The sequence below is a fragment of the Streptomyces sp. NPDC056160 genome (assembly GCF_042268205.1).
Taxonomy (GTDB): Bacteria; Actinomycetota; Actinomycetes; order Streptomycetales; family Streptomycetaceae; genus Streptomyces.
Window position 1 is genome coordinate 25,928 of sequence record NZ_JBHJUW010000048.1, and the last position, 22,423, is coordinate 48,350.

At 72.8% G+C, this 22,423-nt stretch carries 19 protein-coding genes; 16 read left to right on the top strand and 3 right to left on the bottom strand.

The features are described 5' to 3' along the window. The first annotated feature begins 62 nt into the window (after window positions 1-62). Entirely contained in the window at window positions 63-1,451 is a 1,389-nt protein-coding gene (locus ACFC02_RS19425; RefSeq protein ID WP_376358350.1) for a condensation domain-containing protein, read from the top strand. On the opposite strand, the gene ACFC02_RS19430 is transcribed toward ACFC02_RS19425, so the two are convergent. The 3 genes from ACFC02_RS19430 to ACFC02_RS19440 all read right to left on the bottom strand — a co-directional run bounded on the left by ACFC02_RS19430 (window position 1,439) and on the right by ACFC02_RS19440 (window position 5,313). Beyond that, window positions 1,439-4,147 (bottom strand): SpoIIE family protein phosphatase, encoded by a 2,709-nt coding sequence (locus ACFC02_RS19430; protein WP_376358353.1) that lies wholly within the window; start codon window positions 4,145-4,147, stop codon window positions 1,439-1,441. The two genes, ACFC02_RS19425 and ACFC02_RS19430, sit on opposite strands and share 13 nt — an antisense overlap. A gap of 32 nt (window positions 4,148-4,179) precedes the next feature. Beyond that, window positions 4,180-4,800 (bottom strand): TetR/AcrR family transcriptional regulator, encoded by a 621-nt coding sequence (locus ACFC02_RS19435; RefSeq protein WP_376358356.1) that lies wholly within the window; start codon window positions 4,798-4,800, stop codon window positions 4,180-4,182. Between the two features lie 291 nt (window positions 4,801-5,091). Beyond that, window positions 5,092-5,313, bottom strand: a complete 222-nt coding sequence (locus ACFC02_RS19440) for a hypothetical protein (protein ID WP_376358359.1) — start codon at window positions 5,311-5,313, stop codon at window positions 5,092-5,094. 145 nt (window positions 5,314-5,458) lie between these two features. On the opposite strand from ACFC02_RS19440, the gene ACFC02_RS19445 reads away from it, so the two are divergent. The 15 genes from ACFC02_RS19445 (at window position 5,459) to fdh (ending at window position 22,376) form a co-directional block, all read left to right on the top strand. Next, on the top strand, window positions 5,459-6,229 hold the full coding sequence (locus ACFC02_RS19445; RefSeq protein WP_376358417.1) for a L,D-transpeptidase family protein: 771 nt from the start codon (window positions 5,459-5,461) through the stop codon (window positions 6,227-6,229). A 149-nt stretch (window positions 6,230-6,378) separates the two neighbouring features. Beyond that, complete coding sequence (locus tag ACFC02_RS19450; RefSeq protein WP_376358362.1) at window positions 6,379-7,227, top strand: ABC transporter ATP-binding protein; 849 nt, start codon at window positions 6,379-6,381, stop codon at window positions 7,225-7,227. A gap of 776 nt (window positions 7,228-8,003) precedes the next feature. Then, complete coding sequence (locus ACFC02_RS19455) at window positions 8,004-9,695, top strand: multicopper oxidase family protein (RefSeq protein ID WP_376358365.1); 1,692 nt, start codon at window positions 8,004-8,006, stop codon at window positions 9,693-9,695. Then, window positions 9,692-10,381, top strand: coding sequence for a hypothetical protein (locus ACFC02_RS19460; RefSeq protein ID WP_376358368.1), 690 nt, complete (start codon window positions 9,692-9,694; stop codon window positions 10,379-10,381). The genes ACFC02_RS19455 and ACFC02_RS19460 overlap by 4 nt, the downstream gene beginning before the upstream one ends. Window positions 10,382-10,658: 277 nt before the next feature. Beyond that, the gene (locus ACFC02_RS19465; protein ID WP_360972889.1) at window positions 10,659-10,904 is read left to right on the top strand and encodes a ferredoxin; all 246 of its coding nucleotides are present in this window, start codon (window positions 10,659-10,661) and stop codon (window positions 10,902-10,904) included. Further along, the gene (locus ACFC02_RS19470; protein WP_376358372.1) at window positions 10,894-12,288 is read left to right on the top strand and encodes an NAD(P)/FAD-dependent oxidoreductase; all 1,395 of its coding nucleotides are present in this window, start codon (window positions 10,894-10,896) and stop codon (window positions 12,286-12,288) included. Before ACFC02_RS19465 ends, ACFC02_RS19470 begins: the two co-directional genes overlap by 11 nt. Window positions 12,289-12,341: 53 nt before the next feature. Continuing rightward, window positions 12,342-13,580: a cytochrome P450 gene (locus ACFC02_RS19475; protein WP_376358375.1), complete on the top strand. Its 1,239-nt coding sequence runs from the start codon at window positions 12,342-12,344 to the stop codon at window positions 13,578-13,580. Window positions 13,581-13,746: 166 nt separating this feature from the next. After that, entirely contained in the window at window positions 13,747-13,947 is a 201-nt protein-coding gene (locus tag ACFC02_RS19480; protein ID WP_360972884.1) for a hypothetical protein, read from the top strand. Between the two features lie 122 nt (window positions 13,948-14,069). Next, entirely contained in the window at window positions 14,070-14,537 is a 468-nt protein-coding gene (locus ACFC02_RS19485) for a hypothetical protein (RefSeq protein WP_376358379.1), read from the top strand. Between the two features lie 32 nt (window positions 14,538-14,569). Further along, the gene (locus tag ACFC02_RS19490; RefSeq protein ID WP_376358382.1) at window positions 14,570-15,022 is read left to right on the top strand and encodes a hypothetical protein; all 453 of its coding nucleotides are present in this window, start codon (window positions 14,570-14,572) and stop codon (window positions 15,020-15,022) included. A 54-nt stretch (window positions 15,023-15,076) separates the two neighbouring features. Further along, window positions 15,077-16,243: a glutamate--cysteine ligase gene (locus ACFC02_RS19495; protein ID WP_376358384.1), complete on the top strand. Its 1,167-nt coding sequence runs from the start codon at window positions 15,077-15,079 to the stop codon at window positions 16,241-16,243. Window positions 16,244-16,349: 106 nt separating this feature from the next. Beyond that, the gene (locus ACFC02_RS19500; protein ID WP_376358387.1) at window positions 16,350-16,739 is read left to right on the top strand and encodes a hypothetical protein; all 390 of its coding nucleotides are present in this window, start codon (window positions 16,350-16,352) and stop codon (window positions 16,737-16,739) included. Between the two features lie 122 nt (window positions 16,740-16,861). Next, entirely contained in the window at window positions 16,862-17,869 is a 1,008-nt protein-coding gene (locus ACFC02_RS19505) for a 4Fe-4S dicluster domain-containing protein (protein WP_376358390.1), read from the top strand. Window positions 17,870-18,060: 191 nt separating this feature from the next. Further along, the gene (gene nrfD / locus ACFC02_RS19510) at window positions 18,061-18,972 is read left to right on the top strand and encodes an NrfD/PsrC family molybdoenzyme membrane anchor subunit (protein ID WP_376358393.1); all 912 of its coding nucleotides are present in this window, start codon (window positions 18,061-18,063) and stop codon (window positions 18,970-18,972) included. Window positions 18,973-19,115: 143 nt separating this feature from the next. Next, window positions 19,116-22,376: a formate dehydrogenase gene (gene fdh, locus ACFC02_RS19515; protein WP_376358396.1), complete on the top strand. Its 3,261-nt coding sequence runs from the start codon at window positions 19,116-19,118 to the stop codon at window positions 22,374-22,376. The last annotated feature ends 47 nt before the right edge of the window (window positions 22,377-22,423 follow it).

A 22,423-nucleotide genomic window follows, 5' to 3' on the forward strand; every position in this document is an offset into this window, starting at 1 on the left:
CCCTCGTGCCCGTACGCAGTTGCTTCCCTGTACCCCCTCTGCAACGGAGGCTTGCCTTGCGTATGACCGACATCCAGCGCTGCGAGGTCCGGCCGGGACGGCTGGTCGAGTGGACACTCGATCCGGCGGCCGTCGAGGCCGCGTCCGCTCTGCCGGACGACTCCCGTCCGCCGGCGTACATCCAGGAGTCGCACATCAGGACGGCCCGGTCCGTCCGCGAGGGCGGGCTGTTCGTGCCGACCTGGCTGGGCACCGCGTTCGACGTCCCCGGCAGCGTCGATCTGGACGCCCTCGGTGAGGCCCTGCGCGGCTGGATGCTCCGGCACGAGACGCTGCGCAGCGGGTTCCGCTGGTCCGGTGACGACATGCGGCGGTTCACTCTCGATGCCGGGGACGTGGCGCTGCGGCGCGAGACGGTCGGTGACTTCTCCGACGCGGACGCGCTGGCGGGGCACCTGCAGGACCGTTTCGACGTGACGGCGGACGCGTTGCGCTGGCCGAACTTCCTCTTCTCGGCGGTCGTCAGGGACGACGGCGCGAGTGTGTACATGGCGTTCGACCACAGCAACGTGGACTCCTACTCGGTCCAGCGCATCCCCGCAGAGATCCATGAGCTGTACTCGGCGGGCGTCGCGGGCGACCGTCCGCAGCCGCGTCCGGTCAGCAGCTATGTCGACTTCTGCCGGACCGAACGGGCCGGCGCGGACCAACTGGACCGCGCCGACGCCGTCGTGGAGCGCTGGCGGGAGTTCATCGGCCGGTGCGACGGCCGGCTGCCGAACTTCCCCCTCGATCTCGGCCTGGATCCCGGCGGCCCGCTGCCCCGCCAGAGACTCATGCGCGAGATGCTCGTGGACGCCGACGACGCGGCCGGTTTCGAGGCGTACTGCCGTCCCTTCGGCGGGAGCCTGGTCGGTGTCCTCGCGGCAACGAGTCTCATCGTCCACGAGATCGGCGGTCAGCCGGTCTACCGGACCGTCGTCCCCTTCCACACGAGGAGGAAGTCGCAGTGGATGGACTCCGTGGGCTGGTACGTCGGCGGCGCGCCGATCGAGATCGACACGGCCCTGGCGGCTGACTTCCCCGCCCTGCTGCGGATGGTGAGCACGCGGCTGCGCGCCGGCAGGTCCCTGGCCCGCATGCCCCTGGCCCGGGTGCTGCGGCTGCTCGGGGCCGACTTCCGCCCGACCTCCCCCGATCTCTATTCGATCGTCTCGTTCGTCGACGCCCGGGGCATCCCGGGGTCCGAACGCTGGGCCGAGCTGAAGGCCTACGGTCTGATCAGGGTGTCCTACGGGGACCAGGTGTGCGCGTGGGTCAACCGGCTGCACGAGGGGCTGCAGTTCGCGAGCCGCTATCCGGACACCGACGTCGCGTACAAGAACATGCGGTTGTACGTCGAGCAGTTGCGGGAGGTGATCGTCTCGGTGGCGCGTTCTCAGGGGGCCTGAGTGTTCCACGGCTCCGGCGGCCGGTCCGGCAGGGCCAGTTCCGCCCAGATCACCTTGCCCCCCGGGGTGTACCGGGTGCCCCAGCGTTCGGTCGTCCGTGCCACGAGGAACAGGCCCCGGCCGCCCTCCTCGGTGGTCGCCGCGTGGCGCAGGTGCGGGGAGGCGCTGGTGCCGTCGGAGACCTCGCAGATCAGGGTGCGGTCGTGGATCAGGCGGACGTGGATCGGCGCGGAACCGTAGCGGATGGCGTTGGTGACGAGTTCGCTGAGGACGAGTTCCAGGCCGAAACCCAGCTCGGCGAGGCCCCATTCGTCCAGCTTGGCGCAGGCGGCGACGCGGGTCTTGGCTACGGCGGCCGGGTCGGGCGGCACGTCCCAGTCGGCGATCCGCGCGGCCGGCAGAGCGCGGGTGCGGGCGACGAGCAGGGCGACGTCGTCCTTGGGCCGGGCGGGCAGCAGCGCCTCCAGCGCGGCCTGACAGCTCTGTTCCGGCGTCCGCTCCGGGTGGCCTGCGAGGGCTTCGCGCAGCAGTTCCATGCCCTCGTCGAGGTCGCGGCGACGATCCTCGATGAGACCGTCGGTGTACAGGACGATCTGGGTGCCCTCCTCCAGGTCCAGTTCGGCCCTGCGGAAGGGCATGCCGCCCAGCCCGAGCGGCGGCCCGGACGGCAGGTCGGGGAAGTCGACGCTGCCGTCGGGGCGGACCAGCGCGGGGGCGAGGTGGCCGGCGCGCGCCATGGCGCAGCGGCGGCCGACGGGGTCGTAGATCGCGTACAGGCAGGTGGCGCCGACGATGTCCGCGGCGGTCTCCGGGCAGGCCTCGTCCTGGTCGATGCGGCCGACCAGGTCGTCGAGGTGGCTCAGCAGTTCGTCGGGGGGCAGGTCGAGCGTGGCGAAGTTGTGCACCGCTGTGCGCAGGCGGCCCATGGTGGCGGCGGCGTGCAGACCGTGGCCGACCACGTCTCCGACGACGAGTGCCACCCGGCCGCCCGGCAGGGGGATCACGTCGAACCAGTCTCCGCTGACGCCGGACTGGGCGGGCAGGTAGCGGTATCCGGCGTCGACGGCGCTGTGGTCCGGGAGCGCCCGGGGCAGCAGACTGCGCTGGAGGGTGACGGCCAGGGCGTGCTCGCGGGCGAAGCGGCGGGCGTTGTCGATGCTGACGGCGGCGCGGGCCACGAGTTCCTCGGCCAGGGACAGTTCCTCCTCCTCGAAGGGGCCGTGCTCCTTGGAGCGCCAGAAGTTGGCCACGCCGAGGACGGCGCCGCGGGCCCGGATCGGGGCCGTGAGAAGCGAGTTGATGCCGTAGTCGACGATCTGCCCGGCGCGTTCGGGGTCCTGTGCCTGCCAGTCGGCGGCCGACGACAGGTCGGGCACCAGTTCGGGCCGGCCGCTGCCGTGGCCGCGGGCCTGGGGCGTGGAGGGCAGGAAGCCGATCAGCCGGCCCTTCTCGTAGAGCGGGTGGTCGTCCCGTACGCCGCGCACGGCGACGCGGCGCATCCCGGTGGCCGCGGGGTCCGGTTCCTCGCCACGCAGTACGGCGTCGTCGAGGTCCACGGTGACGAAGTCGGCGAAGCGGCCGACGGTGACCTGGGCGAGTTCGTCGGCGGTGCGGGCGACGTCGAGGGTGGTGCCGATGCCCAGGCCGGCGTCGTAGAGGAGTTCGAGCCGTTCCCGGGCGGCCTCGGCACGGCCGGACAGTGCCTGCAGTTCGGTGGAGTCGCGCAGCGTGACGACGGTGCCGGCGGGTCCCCCGTCACGGTCGGTGGGCCGCTGGTTGACGGCGAGCAGCAGTCCCCCGGCGAGGTGGACCTCGTCCGTGGCCTCCCGGCCGGACGCGAGCAGTGCGACGGTCTCGGGCTGGAGTTTGGGCAGGTGTGTCACGTGTCTGCCCTCGACGTCCGGCGGAAGGTCGAGGAGCCTTCGGGCCTCGTCGTTGGCGAGCAGCAACCGCCCGTCACCGCCGACGATGAGCACTCCTTCGCGCACGGAGTGCAGGACGGCGTCGTGGTGGTCGTACATGCGGGTCATCTCGGCGGGGCCGAGGCTGTGCGTCTGGCGGCGCAGCCGCCGGCCCACCAGCGCCGTCACTGCGGTGGCCAGGCCGAGTGCCACGGCTCCGGCGGTGAGGATGATCGGGATCTGCCGGTACACCTGCCCGGTGACGTTCTTGACCTTCAGCCCGGCGGAGACCAGGGCGACCACGTGGCCCGCGCGGTCCTCGACGGGGACGGTGGCCTGCACCTCGTGCCCGAGCGGTCCGTGCACGCTCTCCGTGCGGACCTTCCCCGCCAGGGAGGGGCCGATACTGCCGACGAAGCGCTTGCCGATGCGGTCGGGCAGGGGGTGGGTGTACCGGATGCCGTGGGTGTCCATGACGACGATGAAGTCGACGCCCGCCGCGGTGCGTCCGACCTCCGTCAGGGGCTGGAGCACGGGCGAGGGTGCGGGTGCGCGCAGCGCGGCGAGGATGCCCGGGGCGTGGGCGAAGGTCTGGGCGACGGCCACGGACCGGCGTTCGGCCTCGGCACTGGTGTCCCGCTCGGACTGCAGGACGAGGGCGACGACGGCGCCGATCACCAGCAGTACCACGAGGGCCGCCTGCAGGACGAACACCTGTCCGGCAACGCTTCGTGGGCTCTTTCCCACCAGCGACCGCCCCGATATACGTCGAAGACGGGCAAAACGGTCTGCCATCCGGCCTTTCTAGCATCGACCCACCCAAGTCGTCACGACTTGGGCGCATGATCCTTGCCGGATACCGCTCCGTGAGACGCGCCGGAGAGCACGGCGGGGTCGCGCAGCAGGGCGTCGAGGCGGTCGAGGACCCAGGCCCAGGTCTCCTCGGAGTCGGGGGCGCTGTGGCTGAAGCCGCCGGCCAGCTCCAGGCTCACGTAACCGTGGAAGACGCTGCCGAGCAGCCGGACAGCGTGGGTCTCGTCCGGTTCCGCCAGGTCGTAGCCGCGCAGGATCGCCCGGGTCATCTGCGCGTGCCGCACTCCCGCACTGGCGGCCGCCGTCTGCGCGTCGAGGGGGAGCCGGGCGGCGGCGTAGCGGCCGGGGTGCTCACGGGCGTAGGTGCGCTGCACGTCGGCGTAGGCGGCCAGCGCCTCCTTGCCGGCCCGGCCGGCCAGGGCGTCGGCCGCCCGGTCGGCCAGCTCCTCCAGGGCCAGCAGGGCGATCCGGGTCTTGAGGTCCTGCGAGTTCTTCAGGTGGGAGTACAGGCTCGCGACCTTCACGTCGAACCGTCTGGCGAGCGCCGAGACGGTCACCTGTTCGAATCCGACCTCGTCGGCCAGCTCCGCTCCGGCCCGGACCAGGCGTTCGGTGGTGAGTCCAGCGCGTGGCACAGTGATCCCCTCCCTTTCCTGAAGGGATTGTGCACTTTCCTAAATTCCTTAGGCAAGTGAGCGCGGGACTGCCCGGACGGCACGGTCCGCCGTGCGCGGCGGCTTCGCGGACCCCCGACCGGCGCGTCGCGCCCCACAGCAGGCTCCGCACCGGCACCGGCACCAGCACCAGCACCAGCACCAGCACCAGCCGAGGGTGTCCGGGGCCGGCAGCCTCAACCGCCGCGCAACGGCAGGGGCCTGGCCGACGGGAAGACCTCCCGTCGAACAGGCCCCTGCCGCACGGACCGGCTACTGCTCCGTGCCGGCGGGAGAGCTGACGGCCGGTGGAGCGGTCATCAGCTTCCCGAACAAGGCCATGCACGTGGAACAGTGACCGGCCCGCTGCGCGCTCGCCCCGTCGACGCGCCGGCCGAGCCGCCTGCCGCAGAGCGTGGTCACCGTGTTCTTGGCCATGACATGCCACACCAGCGCGCCGCCCGCCTTCTCGGCTCCTGCACACATCTCATACATGATCGGCTCCCTTGATGGACGCCTCTCTCACCTCAGGAGACACCCGATCAGCCCTGGGGGCGCTGCCACGGAGGGCCATTCGGGTGACGGACACCACCTGTGGGCGGGGCCCGAACCGCGCGGCCCCGATGGAATCATGGGCGCCATGCGAAACGGCGGTGCCCTGCGACAAGGCGGTGCGATACGGACGATGGTCGCGGTGGCGGCCTGCGGAGCGCTGGCGATGTCCCTGACCGCCTGCGGCAGTTCGGGCCACGCGAGCGCGGACGGAGGTACGGGCGGACCGGACGGAGAGACGGCCGGAACCGGCGCCGGTGCGCCGCCCGGTACGGCGCCGACCCGCGTGCCCGGCATCGGCGACCGGCTGTGGCGGCGTGTCCCGGCCGGCACCCGCCAGGTGGTCGCCGTCTACGGCGCGGGCCCCGACTCCCCCGACTCGACGGTACGGGTCTTCACCAAGAGCGGCTCCTCCTGGAAGCAACTGCGTTCCTGGGCAGCGCACAACGGCAGGAAGGGCTGGACGTCCGACCACCACGAAGGCGACCAGCGCACTCCCGTGGGCGTGTTCACCCTGAGCGACGCGGGCGGTGTGCTGGCCGACCCCGGGACCCGGCTGCCGTACACCCGGTCGGCCTCGTTCCAGGCGCCCCACTACTGGAACAAGAACTCCTGGCACGACTTCGACTACGTCGTCGCGATCGACTACAACCGCGTCCGGGGCACCTCACCCAATGACCCCACCAGGCCCCAGGGAGAGCACAAGGGCGGCAGCGTCTGGCTGCACATGGACCACGGCAGCGGTACGTCCGCGTGCGTGAGCCAGTCCGAGGAGGACATGCGCTACCTGCTGCGCACGCTCGACCCGCGCCTGCACCCGGTCGTCGTCATGGGGGACTCCCGCGACCTCGCGGCCTGACCCGGCGCGCACCCGGCGCGCCCGGCAGCGGCCGGCCACGCCCCCTGCGGCGTCCACGAACCGGACGGGCCGACGACAAGGTGCCGGATGCATCTAACGTCTGCCGTGCCGATGAGACGGGGGCCGAACGCGTCGAGGGGAGCCCTGGGATGGCCGAGGAGACAACGGAAGGCAGGCCCGCGGAGGACCGCGGACCCGCGGATCCGGGAGCAGTCGTGGCGCTCCGGGAGGTGGGCGTGCGCCGGTTCACGACCGACCAGGTGATCCTCGACGGCATCGACTGGACGATCCGGCCCGGGGAGCACTGGGCGCTGCTCGGCGCCAACGGTGCGGGCAAGACCACACTGCTGCGGCTGCTCGGCGCGCTGATGCACCCCACGACCGGCACCGTCGAGGTGCTGGGCGCCCGCCTCGGCCGGGTCGACGTGCGCGAACTGCGGGCCCTCATCGGGCACGTCACCTCCGCGCAGCGTGTCCCCCAGGACCTCGACGCGCACACGGTCGTGCTGACCGGTCACAGCGGCACGGTGCAGCCGCTGTGGCGCTCCTACGACGACGAGGTGCGCGAGCGCGCTCACGAACTCCTCGCCGAACTGGAGATCAAAGACCTGGTGAACCGGCCGTACGGCGTCTGCTCCGGCGGACAGCGAGCCCGCGTCCTCATCGCCCGGGCACTGATGGCCGAGCCCGCGCTGCTCCTCCTGGACGAGCCGTTCAACGCCCTCGACCTGCCCTCCCGCGAGGACCTCGTGGAGGCCATGCACCGGCTGGCGCAGGGGCGCCCGCGGCTCGCGACCGTGACGGTCACCCACCACCTGGAAGAGCTGTCCCCTGCCGTCAGCCACGCCCTGCTGCTGCGCGAGGGCAGGGTCCTGGCCGGCGGGCCCGTGGCGGAGGTGCTGACCGGCCCCGGGCTGACCTCCTGCTTCGGCAGGCCGATCGCCGTGAACCGGCACGAGGGCCGCTGGTGGGCATATTCCGGACGACAGGCCGGATGACCTGGGACGCATGACTCTGCGTGACGGAACGGGCCGGGACGGTCAGTGGCTCAGCGTGGCCGGATGCCGCTTTCCACTACCGGGAGTAACGTGATCAACTTTGGCTTCAGGTGCTCCGTACAACCAAGTTGAGCGCTCTTCTCCGTCCGACCCCGTGCGAGGATCCTCATGCCGTCCCAGGGCGATGCTCTGCAGCAAGCGCATTCTGAACACCAACAGCACCTGCGGACGTGCCGCCAGTGCCATGCGGACGGCGTGCCGTGCGCCGTGGCCAAGCACCTGATGCGCCTGTACAACAACGCCCGGAGGGCGGCGGCCCGGGCCAACTGACCCAGCGGCACACGGCGACAGACGGCGGCAGGAACCGGAATCCCGGCGCCTGCCGCCGTTTTGTTGCGCCCGTCCGGCGCGCGAGAGGGCGAGTTTCGGCCAAGTCGCGCTGCGTGCAGGCGTGTTCCTTCCGCTCCGGCCGGCCCGGCCGATGCCGGATCGCCTCGACGGCGCCGCCGGACGCCGCCGCACCTGGTAACCGGAGCACGAGGAGCACGCGGAACGGCACGGTCGGGCGCACCCGGAACGGCACGGTCCGGCAGGCCCTGAACCGTGCGGTCCGGCAGATCCCGAGGGGTACGGTCCGGTCGCCCGCCCCCGCTTCGGCCGACCGGGTGACCCTCCCCGGCTGCCGGGCGCGGCCGCACGGAAATTGACCGCCAGGATCACCGGACGCGCCGCCCCAGTTCTCCCACATATCGCCATAAAACGTGTGTTATTCATTCATGCACACACCTACGCGGCGCACCCTGCTCAGTGCCTCGATCTTGGCTGCCGGCTCGGGTCTCCTGGGAGCCTGTTCCGGGTCCGGAACCCCCTCAAAGGCGGGCCCGCACCCGGGAACCGAGCGGGGTTCGGGATCCGCACCGGGCTCCGGCGACGCGGACGGCGGACGCCGGCCCTTCGTCCCCAAGGGGCCCAAGGGGTACGTGAACCCGTCCGACCCCGAGGTGCTGGCCGCCGAACGCGAGCGCGGCACGGGGCCGGTGCGCACCTTCCGGCTGACCGCCGCCGAGACCACGTTCGACCTGGGCGGACGCTCCGTCAGGACGTGGGCGTACAGCAACGCCGTGCCCGGCGGGGTGATCCGGGTGACCAGGGGCGACATCCTGGACCTCACGCTGGCCAACCGCCTGCCGGTGGCGACGACGCTGCACTCGCACGGGGTGCGCCTGCGCTGCGACATGGACGGTGTGCCGGGGCTCACCCAGAAGGGGATCAAACCGGGTGATGAGTTCCGCTACCGCTTCGCCGTGGCCTACCCGGGCACCTACCTCCTCCACTCCCACGAGGGCATGCAGCTCGACCGGGGCCTGTACGCGCCGCTGATCGTGGACGACCCCGAGGAACCGCTCTCCTACGACAAGGAGTGGGTCGTCGTCCTGGACGACTGGGTGGACGGGGTGGACGGCTCCACCCCGGACGGCGTACTGGCGCAGTTGCACAAGGGCAAGCGCTCGCCGATGAGCATGGACATGGAAGAAACGGGGGGAGGGGGCGAGCAGGAAGGTTCCGCCGCCTCGCACGCCTCCGCCGGGCGGAGCGCGCCGTACCACCCCTCGGCCGGCGGGCCCTCCCGCCTCCTGCGGCACTCCCACAGCCGCCTCCTGGACGGCATGGGCGGCAACGTCGACTTCCCGTACTACCTGATCAACGGCCATCTGCCGCGGTCCGCCCAGGTGTTCAGGGCCAAGCCCGGGGACCGGGTCCGGCTGCGGCTGATCAACGCGGGCGCCGACACGGCCTTCCGGGTCGCCCTGGGCGGTCACCGGATGACGGTGACGCACACCGACGGCTACCCGGTCGAGCCCCAGGACACGGACGCGCTGCTCATCGGCATGGCCGAGCGCTACGACGTGGTCGTCACCGTCAAGGACGGCATGTTCCCGCTGGTCGCACTGGCCGAGGGCAAGGGCAGCAAGGCCAGGGCGCTGGCCGTGCTGCGCACCGACCAGGGCAAGGGGCTCCCCACGGCCTCCGTCCACCCGGACGAGCTGGACGGCCGCATCCTGCCGGCCCGGAGCCTGCGGCCGCAGGAGTCGGTGGCCTTCCGCGACGGGGAACCGGACCGGCATATCCGGATCCGGCTGACCGGCAGCATGAAGAACTACGACTGGGCCTTCGACCACCGGCCGTACACCACCGAGCACCGCCATCCCATCCGCCAGGACGAGCGGGTCCGGCTCACCCTGATCAACGCCACCGACATGTGGCACCCGTTGCACCTGCACGGCCACACGTTCGCGCTGACCGGCATCAACGACGTCGGCACGCGCAAGGACACGGCGATCGTGCTGCCGCACCGCAAGCTGGTCGCCGACTTCTACGCGGACAACCCGGGCCTGTGGATGCTGCACTGCCACAACCAGTACCACTCCGAGTCCGGCATGATGACCATCCTCGGTTACCGTAAGTGACAACCGCCCCGGCCGCACCTGCCCGGCAGGCGCTGCGCACCCCGCGGGCGGCGGGGCTGGCGGGGGTCCTGTTCGCGCTGCTGCTCGCGGCGGCCGTCGTGCTGATCCGGCTGGCCATCCCCGAGGGCGCGGCCGCGGTCCCCGCCCCGGGCCTCACCGACTCCACGCGGCGTGAGGCGGTCCGTGCCGCGCTCGGTCTCGTGCCGCTGGCCGGGATCTTCTTCCTGTGGTTCGTCGGCGTGATCCGCAACCACGTGGGGGCGGCCGAGGACAAGTTCCTGGCGACCGTCTTCCTGGGCAGCGGACTGGTCTTCGTGGCCACGATGTTCGGGGCGGCCGCCGCGGCCGCCGCCGTACTCGCCACCGCGCGCCCCTCCGGGCCCGCGCCCTCCCCCGTGGCCTGGGACTTCGGCCGCCACCTGGCGTACGAGCTGATGACCGGGTACGCCATGCGGATGGCTGCCGTCTTCACCTGCTCGCTGTCCGTGATGGGGCACCGGCTGCGGATCCTGCCGCGGTGGCTGACCGTGCTGGGGCTGCTCGCCACGCTGACGCTGCTGTTCGTCGCCTCCAACGTGCCCTGGGCCGAGCTGGCCTTCCCGGGCTGGGCGCTGCTCCTGAGCGTGCACATCCTCACCGTGCCAGGCCGCGGCGTTCGCCCCGGCACGGCCGGCCCGGCGACCTGAGAGCGGCGGAGGCCGCTCCCGCTCGCTCCCCGTCTCCCCTCTTCCGCCCCCTGTGGCCCAGCGCCCCTTCGCCTCTTCTCCTTTCGTCCCGTTCCGACTATCTGCCGTTCTCGCGCTGTCCCGCTGGCCCGTTGTCCCGTCACTCCGACGGCGGGCTCCGGCGCGCGACGTGCCCCGTGCGCTGTGGATCCTGTCGTGGGGGAGATGACCGCCGTCCGAGGGCGCCCGCCGAGAGGGTGGATCCCGAAGACCAGGCCGCCGGAAGGGCGGGTCGCCAATGAGGCTTGTCGTCGATCTCAACAAGTGCCAGGGCTATGCCCAGTGCGCCTTCCTCGCACCGGACGTGTTCACGATGCACGGTGAGGAGTCACTCGTGTACAGCCCGTGGGCCGACAGCGAGCAGCGGGAGAAGGTGGCCCGCGCCGTGGCCGCCTGCCCGGTGGGGGCGATCACGGCGGACGGTCTGCGCGAGAGGGACGAGCGCTCCGCCGCGGCCGGGCAGGGGGCCTTCGATGCCCGCTGAGCAGTTCCACGAGTGGCTGCGCCGCGAGGGCCGCATCGTCGTCGTCGGTGCCTCGCTGGCCGGGCTGCGCGCCGCCGAGACCCTGCGCGCGGAGGGTTTCGCCGGATCACTGACCATGATCGGGGACGAGCCCCACCGGCCGTACGACCGGCCGCCGTTGTCCAAGGCGGTCCTGCTCGACAAGGCGGCGCCGGACCGCACGGACCTTCCCCGGCGCCGCGAGATAGACGCGACGTGGCGCCTGGGCGTGGCCGCGACCGGTCTCGACCTCGCGGGACAGCGGGTGCTGCTCGCCGACGGCGACGAGGTGCCCTACGACCGGTTGCTGATCGCGACCGGGGTCCGCGCCCGGCCCTGGCCGAAGGCGGAGGAGGCTCAGCTCGACGGGGTCTTCGTGCTGCGTACCCGGGACGACGCCGTACGGCTGCACCGGCGGCTGAAGGCCGCGCCGCGCCGGGTGTTCGTGATCGGAGCCGGGTTCACCGGGTCGGAGATCGCCTCCGCCTGCCGCGACCGGGGCATCGCCGTCACCGTGGCCGAGCGGGCCGACGCTCCGCTGGTGGGCGCGCTCGGCGGGGTGGTCGGTGCGGTCGCCGCCGACCTGCACCACGACAACGGGGTCGACCTGCGCACCGGTGTCATGGTCACCGGGCTGGAGGGCAACTCGGTCGGCCGGGTGCGGGCCGCCCACCTGTCCGACGGCAGCGTCGTGGAGACGGACGTCGTGGTGGTGTGCCTGGGCGCGACCCGCAACACCGACTGGCTGGCCGGTTCCGGGCTCGGCGCGGGACCGCGCGGCATCGCCTGCGACGCGGGCTGCCGGGCGTTCGACTTCCGGGGCATCGTCACCGACGACGTGTACGTGGCCGGTGACGTGGCCCGCTCCCCGCACCCGCTGTTCGGCTACCAGTTCCTCTCCCTGGAGCACTGGGGCAATGCCGTGGCGCAGGCGGAGGTGGCCGCGCACAACATGATCAGCGCCAGTTCCGAGCGGCGCCCGCACATGTGGGTCCCGGCCTTCTGGTCTTCGCAGTTCGGCGTGAACATCAAGTCCGTGGGCGTGCCGTCCATGGGCGAGGAGATCATGATCACTCAGGGCTCGCTCGCCGAGCGCCGCTTCGTCGGGGTCTACGGCTACCAGGGCCGGGTCATCGCGGCCGTGAGCTTCGACAACACGCGGTGGCTCGAGTTCTACGAGCGGCAGATCGAGAGCGGCGCGCCGTTCCCGGTGGAGTACCCGACGGTGGACCGGCGGCCGGAGGGCCGCAAGCCGGTCCCGGCCGACTTCCCCGACCCGTCCCTGCCGACGCACGGCCCGACGGTGACCCTCAGCGGATACTCGCCCGCCGACCGGCGCATGGTCTTCACCCCGGCCCGCCACTGACCGCCGCGCCGCCCGGCCGGCGCCCCGCCCCTCCCCCACCAGAGGACCTCCCCATGACGCAACCGTCGCTCATGCGCCGGATCACCGACTTCTCCAGCCGCGCCGACCCGTACCCGCTCTACGCGGAACTCCGCAAAACACCGGTGCTGCACGAGGAGGAGGGCGGCCCGTACGTCATCAGCTCCTACTACGACATCCAGGCCCTGCTGCACGATCCCCGGATCAGCTCGGACGCCCGCAACCTCAGCGCACCGGGCGCCGACGAGCTGTCCGAGCCGGAGGCGACGGGCCTGCCGCCGAGCTTCATCCGGCTCGACCCGCCCGAGCACGACCGGCTGCGCCGGATCGCCAACAGCTCGTTCGGGCCGCCGCACCGGCCCCACCGGATCGACTCGATGCGCGACGAACTCGGCCGCATCGTCGCCGAACTCCTCGACGGGCTCGGTGACGCCGGGCAGATCGACCTCGTCGACCAGTTCGCGTACCCCTTCCCGGTGACCGTGATCTGCCGGCTCCTCGGGGTGCCCCGCGAGGACGAGCCGCGCTTCCGTTCCTGGGTGGACCCGATCGTCGCCGGCCTGGACCCGGACTCGCGCGACAACCCCGAGGCCCCGGTCCAGCGCGCCGCGCAGGAGGCGCGGATCCAGCTCGGCATGTACCTGGCGGGGCTGGTGGAGCAGCGGTCCAAGGAGCCCCGCGACGACATGCTGTCCGACCTGACGGCCGGTCACGGGCCCGACGGCTCCATGTCGACGATGGAGGTGCTCAGCACGGCGGTACTGCTGCTGATCGCGGGACACGAGACGACGGTCAACCTCATCACCAACGGCATGCTCACCCTGCTGCGCCACCCGGAGTACCTGCGGCGGCTGCGCGAGGACCCCGGGTTCTGCGTCGACATCGTCGAGGAGCTGCTGCGGTACGAGCCCCCGGTCCAGCTCGTGCCCTCGCGCACCTGCATCACGGACATCGAGGTGCGCGGGGTGACGATCCCCAAGGGGTCGCGGATCTGGCTGGTGCTGGGCGCGGGCAACCGGGATCCGGAGCGCTTCGCGGACCCCGACCGGTTCGACCCGGACCGGGGGGACATCCAGCACCTCGGGTTCGGCAGCGGTGTGCACGTCTGCTTCGGCGCGCCGCTGGCCCGGCTGGAGACACAGATCGCGCTCACCGAGCTGGCCCGGCGCCTGGACAACCCCCGGCTCGTCGAGGACCCCCCGCCCTACCGGCAGAACGCGGTGCTGCGCGGACCGCGCCATCTGAACATCGCGGTCGACGGTGTGCTGACCTGAACGTGGTCCGGCCGGACGTGGTCCCGCCGGTCGGGCCGCACCGGCCGGAGCGATTGTCCGCCGGCCCCCGCCCCGGCCGGCCGACCGGAAAATACTTCTGGACAAGACAGAAAAATCAGACAAAATGGTGCGCATCCGCATCGCGACTTCGAGGAGCCGCCCCCGCATGGCGTACGGAGCCCACCACAGCCCCACCCCGCCTCCGCACCCCGACCTGGGTCTCGCCCGCGACTGCGAGCACTGCCTGGGCTGGGGAACCGTCGTCACCCATGACGGGCAGCACGAACTGTGCGAGACGTGTCAGCCGGGTCCGGACGACGGCGACCCACCGCTCGGCGTGCCCGCACGCGGGCAGCCCCCCGGCTGAGGCTGCACCGCCTCCACCGGCTCCCTCGGGGCGGGCCGTCGCTGCTCCGTCCGAGTGGTGCAACCTCCGGCCCCGTCGTAGCGTCGTGGAAGAGTTTCTGACGTCGTCGGCCGGGAGCGGACATGGGCGAACACACAGTGAGGACAGCGGTCACACTCGGTGCAGCCGTGATGCTCACCGCGGGCCTGGGAACGGCCTCCGCCGCATCCGCGGCGCAGGCGTCACCGACAGCGGCCTCGCACACGACGCATCGGCAGCCCGTCTTCGTCGACTGCTTCTGGAAGCCGCAGACGCGTCCCGACGCGTTCATCCTGGCGTGCGGCGACGCGAACAGCCGCCTGTCCTCGCTGCACTGGACGAAGTGGAACGGCCGGTCGGCGGTGGCCGAGGGCGTCAACCTCGTCAACGACTGCAAGCCGTACTGCGCGGCGGGCACCTTCCACTCGTACCCGGTCGTCGTGCGGCTCGACCGCGCACAGCCGTGGAAGAAGCACCCGCAGGTCCAGCACTTCACCCGGCTCAGCCTCGCCTTCCCCGGCCACCGGCCGGACGGGTACGAGCGCGTGGTGACCTACTCCCTGTGGAACTGACCCGGTTCCGGTCGAGGGAGAGGGAGCCCGGTATGCACGCGATCACCAAAGGCCTGCTGGCGGGTGCCGCGGGCACGCTGGCCCTGGACATGGTCACCTACGGCGACATGCTGCTGCGCGGGCGGCCGTCCAGCGGTATCCCGGCGCAGGTCGCAAAGCGTCTCGCGGACCGCGCCCGGATACCGCTCGGGGACGGTGAGGAGAAGGAGAACCGCACCCAGGCGGCCGGCGCGCTCATGGGGTACGCCACGGGTGTGGGCGCAGGGGTGGTCTACGGTCTGCTCCGGCACCGCCGCCCGCCCCTGAACGACTGGGCGGCCGGACCGCTGCTGGGCGCCGCCGTGATGGTGGGCGCCAACGCGCCCTCGATCACCCTGCGGCTGACCGACCCCGCCTCCTGGGACCTGGCGTCCTGGGTGTCCGACGCCGTACCGCACCTGGTGTACGGCCTGACGACCGCGGCGGCGTACCGGGCCATGCGCTGACCGGCACGGCGGCGACGCCGGGCGGCACCCGGCCCACGAGAGCGGGGATGCACCGTGACGTTGCGCATCGGGGCCGAGGAGGAGTTCCACCTCGTGGAGGCGGAGAGCGGCCGGCTGGTGCCCCGGGCCGCCGCGGTGCTGGGACGGCTGGCGGAGCCCGGGTTCGCGCCCGAGCTGCAGCGGTCGGTCGTGGAGAGGAACAGCGGGGTGCACGACACCCTCGACGGCCTCTTCGCCGACCTGGTCGCGTCCCGGCAGCGCCTCGCCGGGGCGGCCTCCTCGCTCGGAGTCGCGGTGGTGGCCGCAGGGACCGTGCCCCTGGCCGCCCTCACCCCGGGTGATGTCACCGACGACCCGCGCTACCGCCGCATGGCCGAGCAGTACCGGCGGGTCGCCGACGAACAGCTGATCTGCAGCGCCCAGATCCACGTGGACGTCCCCGACCGGGACACCGCCGTGCGCGCCATGTGCCTGGTCGCGCCCTGGCTCCCACCGCTGCTCGCGCTCTCCGCCAGCTCCCCGTTCTGGCTGGGCGCCGACACCGGCTACGCGAGCTGGCGGACGATGCTGTGGCAGCGCTGGCCCACCGCCGGACCGGCCGGCTGCCACTCCGGTGCCGCCTCCTACGACGCCCTGCTCAGCGACCTGGTCCGCTCGGGGGTGATCAGTGACGCGGGCATGATCTACTACGACGTCCGGCCCTCCGCGCACCAGCGCACACTGGAGCTGCGCATCTGCGACGCCTGCCCGCGCGTGACGACGGTGGTGCTGGTGGCCGGGCTCTTCCGGGCGCTCGTCCACGACGCCTGCGTCCGGCTCGCCCGGCGGGAGCACCCCGGGTGCGACGGCCACCACGAATGGCTGCGGGCGGCCACATGGCAGGCGGCGCGCTCGGGCCTGGAAGGCCCCCTGGTCGATCCGGTCACGCGCCGGGCCGCCGCCGCGCGTACGGTCCTGCTCGGCATGGTGGGCCGGCTCCGCCCGGCACTGGAGGCGACCGGCGACCGGGACACCGTGGGCGAGCTGCTGGAGAGGGCCCTGGCCGAGGGCAGCGCGGCACGGCGGCTGCGGCGCGCGGCCGAGCACGGCGGGCCTGCGGCCGCCGTCGCTTCCCTGGCCGCCGAGACCCGTGGCGCGGCCCGGGCCCGTCCCGTCCGCCCCGCCGGGCCGGCCGTGGAGCGTGAGGGCCGCGTGAGCCCCGGCGAGAGCCGGGGAGCGTGAGCCCCGGGGGCGGGCGTTCGGCCGCGCCACCGGGGCGTTTCGCGTTTCGGAGTCCGCCCGACGGGCAACTCCTTGTGTCGAGCGCGCTGCACCCCCGGGAGTCGCCATGTGGAAGCGCAGGAAGCGCGTACGGCCCGTCGCACCCGTACCGCTGGAGCTGTGCGACCTGTGCGCCCTGGCGTTCCCCGCGGACGAGGCGGTGAGCGGGTACGTGCCCGACTCCTCCGCCGTCCATCCCACCCAGGACTGGTGCGACGGGATGCGCCTCGTCACCGCGTGCGGCGAGGCCCATTTCGCGGTGGTACAGGAGCAGTACCGGCACCGCCCCTTCGTCCAGGAGGAACTCTGGGCGGCGAAGATCGACCGTGCCCTGAGCGGCGGCACACCGGTGCTCACGCTGGTGCAGCTCGGCTGCCGCACGGGCCTGCACGAACCGGAGATCCGCCGGGCCATCGCCTGGCACAACGCGCACCTGCCGCCGGACACCGGGCCCTGACCCCTCCCCGTCCGGCGCGGTTTCGCCCAGGCCCCCCGAGGGAACCCGTGCCGGGCTCTTGCACGCGCTCCTGCCCGGGCGGCGCCGCGTGCCGGGCGGGAGCCGAACGAGGAGGCCGGAGCATGAGCGAGGGCGACACGGCGGCGGGCCGGGCGGACGGCAGGCCCCCGTCCGCTTCCCGCAACCTGCTGTACGGGCCGCAGCCGAACGTGGCCGAGGCCGCCGGTTACCCCGACGCCCCGCCGCGCATGGGCTTCTTCACCGACACCTCCGTCTGCATCGGCTGCAAGGCGTGCGAGGTGGCGTGCAAGGAGTGGAACTCCGTGCCCGCGGACGGGCTGGAGCTGACCGGCATGTCCTACGACAACACGCGCGGCCTGGGCGCGAACACCTGGCGGCACGTCGCCTTCATCGAACAGACCGGGCCGGCCGCCGGGCCGGAACCCGGGACCGGTCCCGGCGGGTTCGACGTGTTCGAGGCTGCTCGCGGCCTCGCCGACCCGAAGGCCGCCCCCACCGCACCGGCCGCACCGGCCGCCCCGCCCACGCCCGACGGGCGCACCGAGCTGCGCTGGCTGATGTCCTCCGACGTGTGCAAGCACTGCACGCACGCGGCGTGCCTGGACGTCTGCCCCACCGGAGCGCTGTTCCGCACCGAGTTCGGCACCGTCGTGGTCCAGGAGGACGTGTGCAACGGCTGCGGGTACTGCGTGCCGGCCTGCCCCTACGGTGTCATCGACCAGCGCGAGGGGGACGGCCGGGTCTGGAAGTGCACGCTGTGCTACGACCGGCTCGGCGTCGGGATGGAACCGGCGTGCGCGAAGGCGTGCCCGACCGAGTCCATCCAGTTCGGCCCACTGGAGGAACTGCGGGAGCGGGCCGCCGCCCGGGTGACGGGATTGCACGCGGCGAGCGTCACCGGGGCCCGGCTCTACGGGGAGAACCCGGAGGACGGGGTCGGCGGCGACGGCGCCTTCTTCCTGCTGCTCGACGAGCCCGAGGTCTACGGCCTGCCGCCCGACCCGGTGGTCACCACCCGGGACCTGCCCTCGATGTGGAGACACGCGGCGATGGCCGCCGCGTCGCTCGCCGCACTGGGTGTCGCCGGTTTCCTCAGGAGGCCCCGGTGAACGGACCGGACGGCGCAGCGGACGGCGCGGGCGGAGCGGCGAACCCGGGAGCGGGCGGGACGTCGGGCGGCGGATCGGACGTCACACGCGAGGGTGTGCGGGGCGCGCGGCCCGGCCGGGACGCACCGGCGCCCGGGCCCGCCGGCCGGCACGGTCGCGGTCGCGGTCGGCGCGGACGCCGGGAGCAGCCGATGGTCCCCGACGCCTCGTTCTCCTCGTACTACGGCGAACCGGTCCTGAACAAACCCACGTGGAAGCCGGTCGACATCGCCGGGTACCTCTACCTCGGCGGGCTGGCCGGCGGGTCGTCCGTGCTGGCGGCCGGCGGGCAGGTCACCGGGCGGCCCGCGCTGACGCGGGTGGCGAAGCTGGGCGCGGCCGGTGCCATCACCCTGTCGCTGGGCGCGCTGGTGCACGATCTGGGCCGGCCCGCCCGCTTCCTCAACATGCTCCGCGTGTTCAAGCCCACCTCGCCGATGAACACCGGCTCGTGGCTGCTGGCCGGGTACGCGCCGCTGACCCTGGCCGCCGCTGCCGCCGACGTCACGGGCCGGTGGCGGCTCGTCGGCGCGGGCGCCACCGCCGCGGCGGCCGTCCTGGGGCCGGCCGTCGTCACGTACACCGCCGTCCTGCTCTCCGACACGGCGGTGCCCGCCTGGCACGAGGGCTACCGCGCGCTGCCGTTCGTCTTCGCGGGGTCCGGGGCGAGCGCGGCGGCCGGTCTGGCGCTGGCCTGCGCGCCGCCCCGGCAGACGGGTCCGGCACGCCGGACGGCGGTGCTGGGCGCCGCGCTGGAGCTGGGCGCCTTCCGTCTGATGAAGCGGGGTATGGGGCTGGCGGCCGAGCCGTTCGAGCAGGGCCGGCCGCACCGGCTGCTGCGGGCCGCGGAGGTGCTGACCGCGGGCGGTGCCGCGCTGGCGGCGTGCGCGGGCGCGGGACGCGGGGGACGCGGCCGGGCGCTGGGGGTGGTGGCGGGGGCGGCGCTGCTGACGGGGTCGGCGGCGCTGCGCTTCGGCGTCTTCCACGCGGGCGTGGCCTCCGCCGAGGATCCGCGCTACACGGTCGTACCCCAGCGCGAACGGCTGCGGGCCCGCGCCGGCTGACCGGCCGTACCCCAGCGCGAACGGCTGCGTCGGCTGACCGGCCGGGTGCCCGCGGCCGGGCCGGGCCCGGTTTCGCCGGGCGCGTCCGGGGTACTCCGCAGCAACCGCGCCGCGGAGCGCGGTGCCGGAAGGAGGACGACGTCATGGGTGTACGCACCTGGATCGACTCCTGGCCGGTCTACCGCCAGCTCAAGGGCACCGACCCCCTGGGCCGCGGCGCCGCCGCCAAGAGCGGGCCGAGCGCGCGGCTCACGCCCCGGGTCGCCTCGGCCGACCGGGTGGTGAAGTCCATCTGCCCCTACTGCGCCGTGGGCTGCGGCCAGAACGTGTACGTCGAGGACGAGCGGGTCACGCAGATCGAGGGCGACCCCGACTCCCCGATCTCCCGCGGCCGGCTGTGCCCGAAGGGCTCGGCGAGTCTCCAGCTGACCACCGGGAGCGCCCGCGAGCACTACGTCCTGTACCGGCGTCCGCACGGCGCCGAGTGGGAGCGCCTGGACCTGGACACGGCGATGGACATGATCGCCGACCGGATGATCGAGGCGCGGCGCGCGGGCTGGCAGTGGGAGGTCGACGGCACGCGCACCCGGCGCACGCTCGGCGTGGCCAGTCTGGGTGGCGCGACGCTGGACAACGAAGAGAACTACCTGATCAAGAAGCTCTTCACGGCGCTCGGAGCGATTCAGATCGAGAACCAGGCGCGTGTTTGACACTCCTCCACCGTTCCCGGTCTGGGAACCTCGTTCGGGCGCGGCGGCGCGACCACCTTCCAGCAGGACCTGCAGAACGCCGACTGCATCGTCATCCAGGGCTCGAACATGGCCGAGTGCCATCCTGTCGGGTTCCAGTGGGTGATGGAGGCCAAGGCGCGCGGCGCGAAGGTGGTCCACGTGGACCCGCGGTTCACCCGCACCAGTGCGCTCGCGGACCTGCACGTGCCGCTGCGCGCGGGGTCGGACATCGCCTTCCTCGGCGGCATCATCAACCACGTGCTGAGCACGGACGCGTACTTCCGTGACTACGTCGTGGCCTACACCAACGCGCCGGTGGTGCTGCGGGAGGACTTCCGCGACACCGAGGACCTGGACGGGGTGTTCTCCGGGCTGGACGCCGACGGCCGCAGCTACGACAACAGCAGCTGGCAGTACGAGGGGACGGAGATGCAGGCGGCCTCCGGGCAGCGCGACGAGGAGTACGGCAAGCGCACCGGTGGCGGCCGTTCGGTGACCGAGGCGGCGGGAGGCGAGTCCCACGGCTCGGGCGGCCCCGACGTCGGCGAGGGCGAGCCCGAACGGGACGAGACACTCAGCCACCCGCGCTGCGTGTTCCAGGTGCTCAAGCGGCACTACGCCCGCTACACACCCGAGCTGGTGGAACGGATCTGCGGGGTGCCGCAGGACCAGTTCCGGCAGGTGTGCGAGCTGGTCACGGAGAACTCCGGGCGCGAGCGGACCACCGCCTTCGCGTACGCGGTGGGCTGGACCCAGCACACGGTGGGGGTGCAGTACATCCGGGCCGCGGCCGTGCTGCAGAGCCTGCTCGGCAACATCGGCCGTCCGGGCGGCGGCATCATGGCGCTGCGCGGACACGCCTCCATCCAGGGGTCCACGGACATCCCGACCCTGTTCAACCTGCTGCCCGGGTACATCCCGATGCCGCACGCCCACCGCGACGAGGACCTGGACGCCTTCGTGCGCGGCGAGGCCGCCCGCAAGGGCTACTGGGGCAACATGCGCGCCTACACGGTCAGCCTGCTCAAGGCGTACTGGGGCGACGCGGCCACGGAGGACAACGACTTCTGCTTCGACTACCTGCCGCGCCTGACCGGCTCGCACTCCACGTACGAGACGGTGACGGCCCAGCTGGAGGGTGTCTGCAAGGGCTACTTCCTCATGGGTGAGAACCCGGCGGTGGGTTCTGCGAACGCCAAGCTCCAGCGGCTGGGCATGGCCAACCTGGACTGGCTGGTCGTGCGGGACTTCTCGCTGATCGAGTCGGCCACCTGGTGGAAGGACGGCCCGGAGATCGAGACGGGCGAGCTGCGTACGGAGGACATCGGCACGGAGGTGTTCTTCCTGCCGGCCGCCGCGCACACCGAGAAGGACGGCAGCTTCACCAACACGCAGCGGCTGCTCCAGTGGCACCACCAGGCCGTGGAGCCGGCCGGCGAGGCGCGCAGCGACCTGTGGTTCACCTACCACCTCGGGCGGATCATCCGCGAGAAGCTGGCCGGGTCGGCCGATCCGATGGACCGGCCGGTGCTGGACCTGACGTGGGACTACGGGACCAAGGGCGGGCGGGCCGAGCCGGACGCGGAAGAGGTCCTCGCGGAGATCAACGGGCGCGACGCCGAGGGCCGTCCCCTGGCCTCCTACGAGCAGCTCGCGGCCGACGGCTCCACCGTCTGCGGCTGCTGGATCTACTGCGGGGTGTACGCCGACGGGGTGAACCAGGCCGCGCGGCGCAAGCCCGGTACGGAACAGGACTGGGTGGCGTCCCAGTGGGGCTGGGCGTGGCCCGCCAACCGCCGCATCCTGTACAACCGTGCGTCGGCGGACCCGGAGGGCAGGCCGTGGAGCGAGCGCAAGGCCCTGGTGTGGTGGGACGCCGAGGAGGGCGAGTGGACCGGCCACGACATCCCCGACTTCAAGAAGGACAAGGCGCCCGGTCACCGGCCCCCGCCGGACGCCACCGGCCCCGAGGCGCTCTCGGGCATCGACCCGTTCGTCATGCAGGCCGACGGCAAGGCGTGGTTGTACGTGCCCTCCGGGCTCACCGACGGCCCGCTGCCGACCCACTACGAGCCGCAGGACTCGCCCTTCCCGAACCTGCTCTACGGCAGGCAGCGCAACCCGGTGCGGCAGGTCATGCCGTCCCTCCCGGACAACCGCTACCAGCCCAGCGGTGACGAGCCCGGCTCGGAGGTGTTCCCGTACGTGGCCACCACCTACCGGCTCACCGAACACCACACCGCGGGCGGCATGTCCCGCTGGCAGCCGTACCTGGCGGAGTTGCAGCCGGAGTTCTTCTGCGAGGTCTCGCCCGATCTCGCCGCCGAGCGCGGACTCGAGCACACCGGGTGGGCGACGATCGTGAGCGCCCGGGGAGTCGTGGAGGCGCGGGTCCTGGTGACCGACCGCGTGCCGCCGCTGACGGTGCACGGCCGCACCCTGCACCAGGTGGGGCTGCCGTACCACTGGGGCCCGAACGGCCGCAGCACGGGCGACGCGGCCAACGAACTGGTGCACCTGTCCCTGGACCCCAACACCCACATCCAGGAGACCAAGGCGTTCGCCGTCGACATCCGCCCGGGGCGCCGCCCCCGCGGGCCGGCCGCCCCGGCGCTGGTGCGTTCCTACCGGCGGCGGGCCGGCATCGACGACCGCACCGGGACGGAGCCGTGAGGGGCGTCCGTGCGGGCGGTGCCCCGTCCCCCGGCCGGTCCGTGTCG

Excerpts from the sequence above, each read along its gene's own strand:
- ACFC02_RS19425 (WP_376358350.1), top strand. The coding sequence starts at position 63 with ATGACCGACATCCAGCGCTGCGAGGTCCGGCCGGGACGGCTGGTCGAG.
- ACFC02_RS19430 (WP_376358353.1), bottom strand. The coding sequence starts at position 4,147 with ATGGCAGACCGTTTTGCCCGTCTTCGACGTATATCGGGGCGGTCGCTG.
- ACFC02_RS19440 (WP_376358359.1), bottom strand. The coding sequence starts at position 5,313 with ATGTATGAGATGTGTGCAGGAGCCGAGAAGGCGGGCGGCGCGCTGGTG.
- ACFC02_RS19445 (WP_376358417.1), top strand. The coding sequence starts at position 5,459 with ATGCGAAACGGCGGTGCCCTGCGACAAGGCGGTGCGATACGGACGATG.
- ACFC02_RS19450 (WP_376358362.1), top strand. The coding sequence starts at position 6,379 with ATGGCCGAGGAGACAACGGAAGGCAGGCCCGCGGAGGACCGCGGACCC.
- ACFC02_RS19455 (WP_376358365.1), top strand. The coding sequence starts at position 8,004 with ATGCACACACCTACGCGGCGCACCCTGCTCAGTGCCTCGATCTTGGCT.
- ACFC02_RS19465 (WP_360972889.1), top strand. The coding sequence starts at position 10,659 with ATGAGGCTTGTCGTCGATCTCAACAAGTGCCAGGGCTATGCCCAGTGC.
- ACFC02_RS19470 (WP_376358372.1), top strand. The coding sequence starts at position 10,894 with ATGCCCGCTGAGCAGTTCCACGAGTGGCTGCGCCGCGAGGGCCGCATC.
- ACFC02_RS19475 (WP_376358375.1), top strand. The coding sequence starts at position 12,342 with ATGACGCAACCGTCGCTCATGCGCCGGATCACCGACTTCTCCAGCCGC.
- ACFC02_RS19480 (WP_360972884.1), top strand. The coding sequence starts at position 13,747 with ATGGCGTACGGAGCCCACCACAGCCCCACCCCGCCTCCGCACCCCGAC.
- ACFC02_RS19485 (WP_376358379.1), top strand. The coding sequence starts at position 14,070 with ATGGGCGAACACACAGTGAGGACAGCGGTCACACTCGGTGCAGCCGTG.
- ACFC02_RS19490 (WP_376358382.1), top strand. The coding sequence starts at position 14,570 with ATGCACGCGATCACCAAAGGCCTGCTGGCGGGTGCCGCGGGCACGCTG.
- ACFC02_RS19500 (WP_376358387.1), top strand. The coding sequence starts at position 16,350 with ATGTGGAAGCGCAGGAAGCGCGTACGGCCCGTCGCACCCGTACCGCTG.
- ACFC02_RS19505 (WP_376358390.1), top strand. The coding sequence starts at position 16,862 with ATGAGCGAGGGCGACACGGCGGCGGGCCGGGCGGACGGCAGGCCCCCG.
- nrfD (WP_376358393.1), top strand. The coding sequence starts at position 18,061 with ATGGTCCCCGACGCCTCGTTCTCCTCGTACTACGGCGAACCGGTCCTG.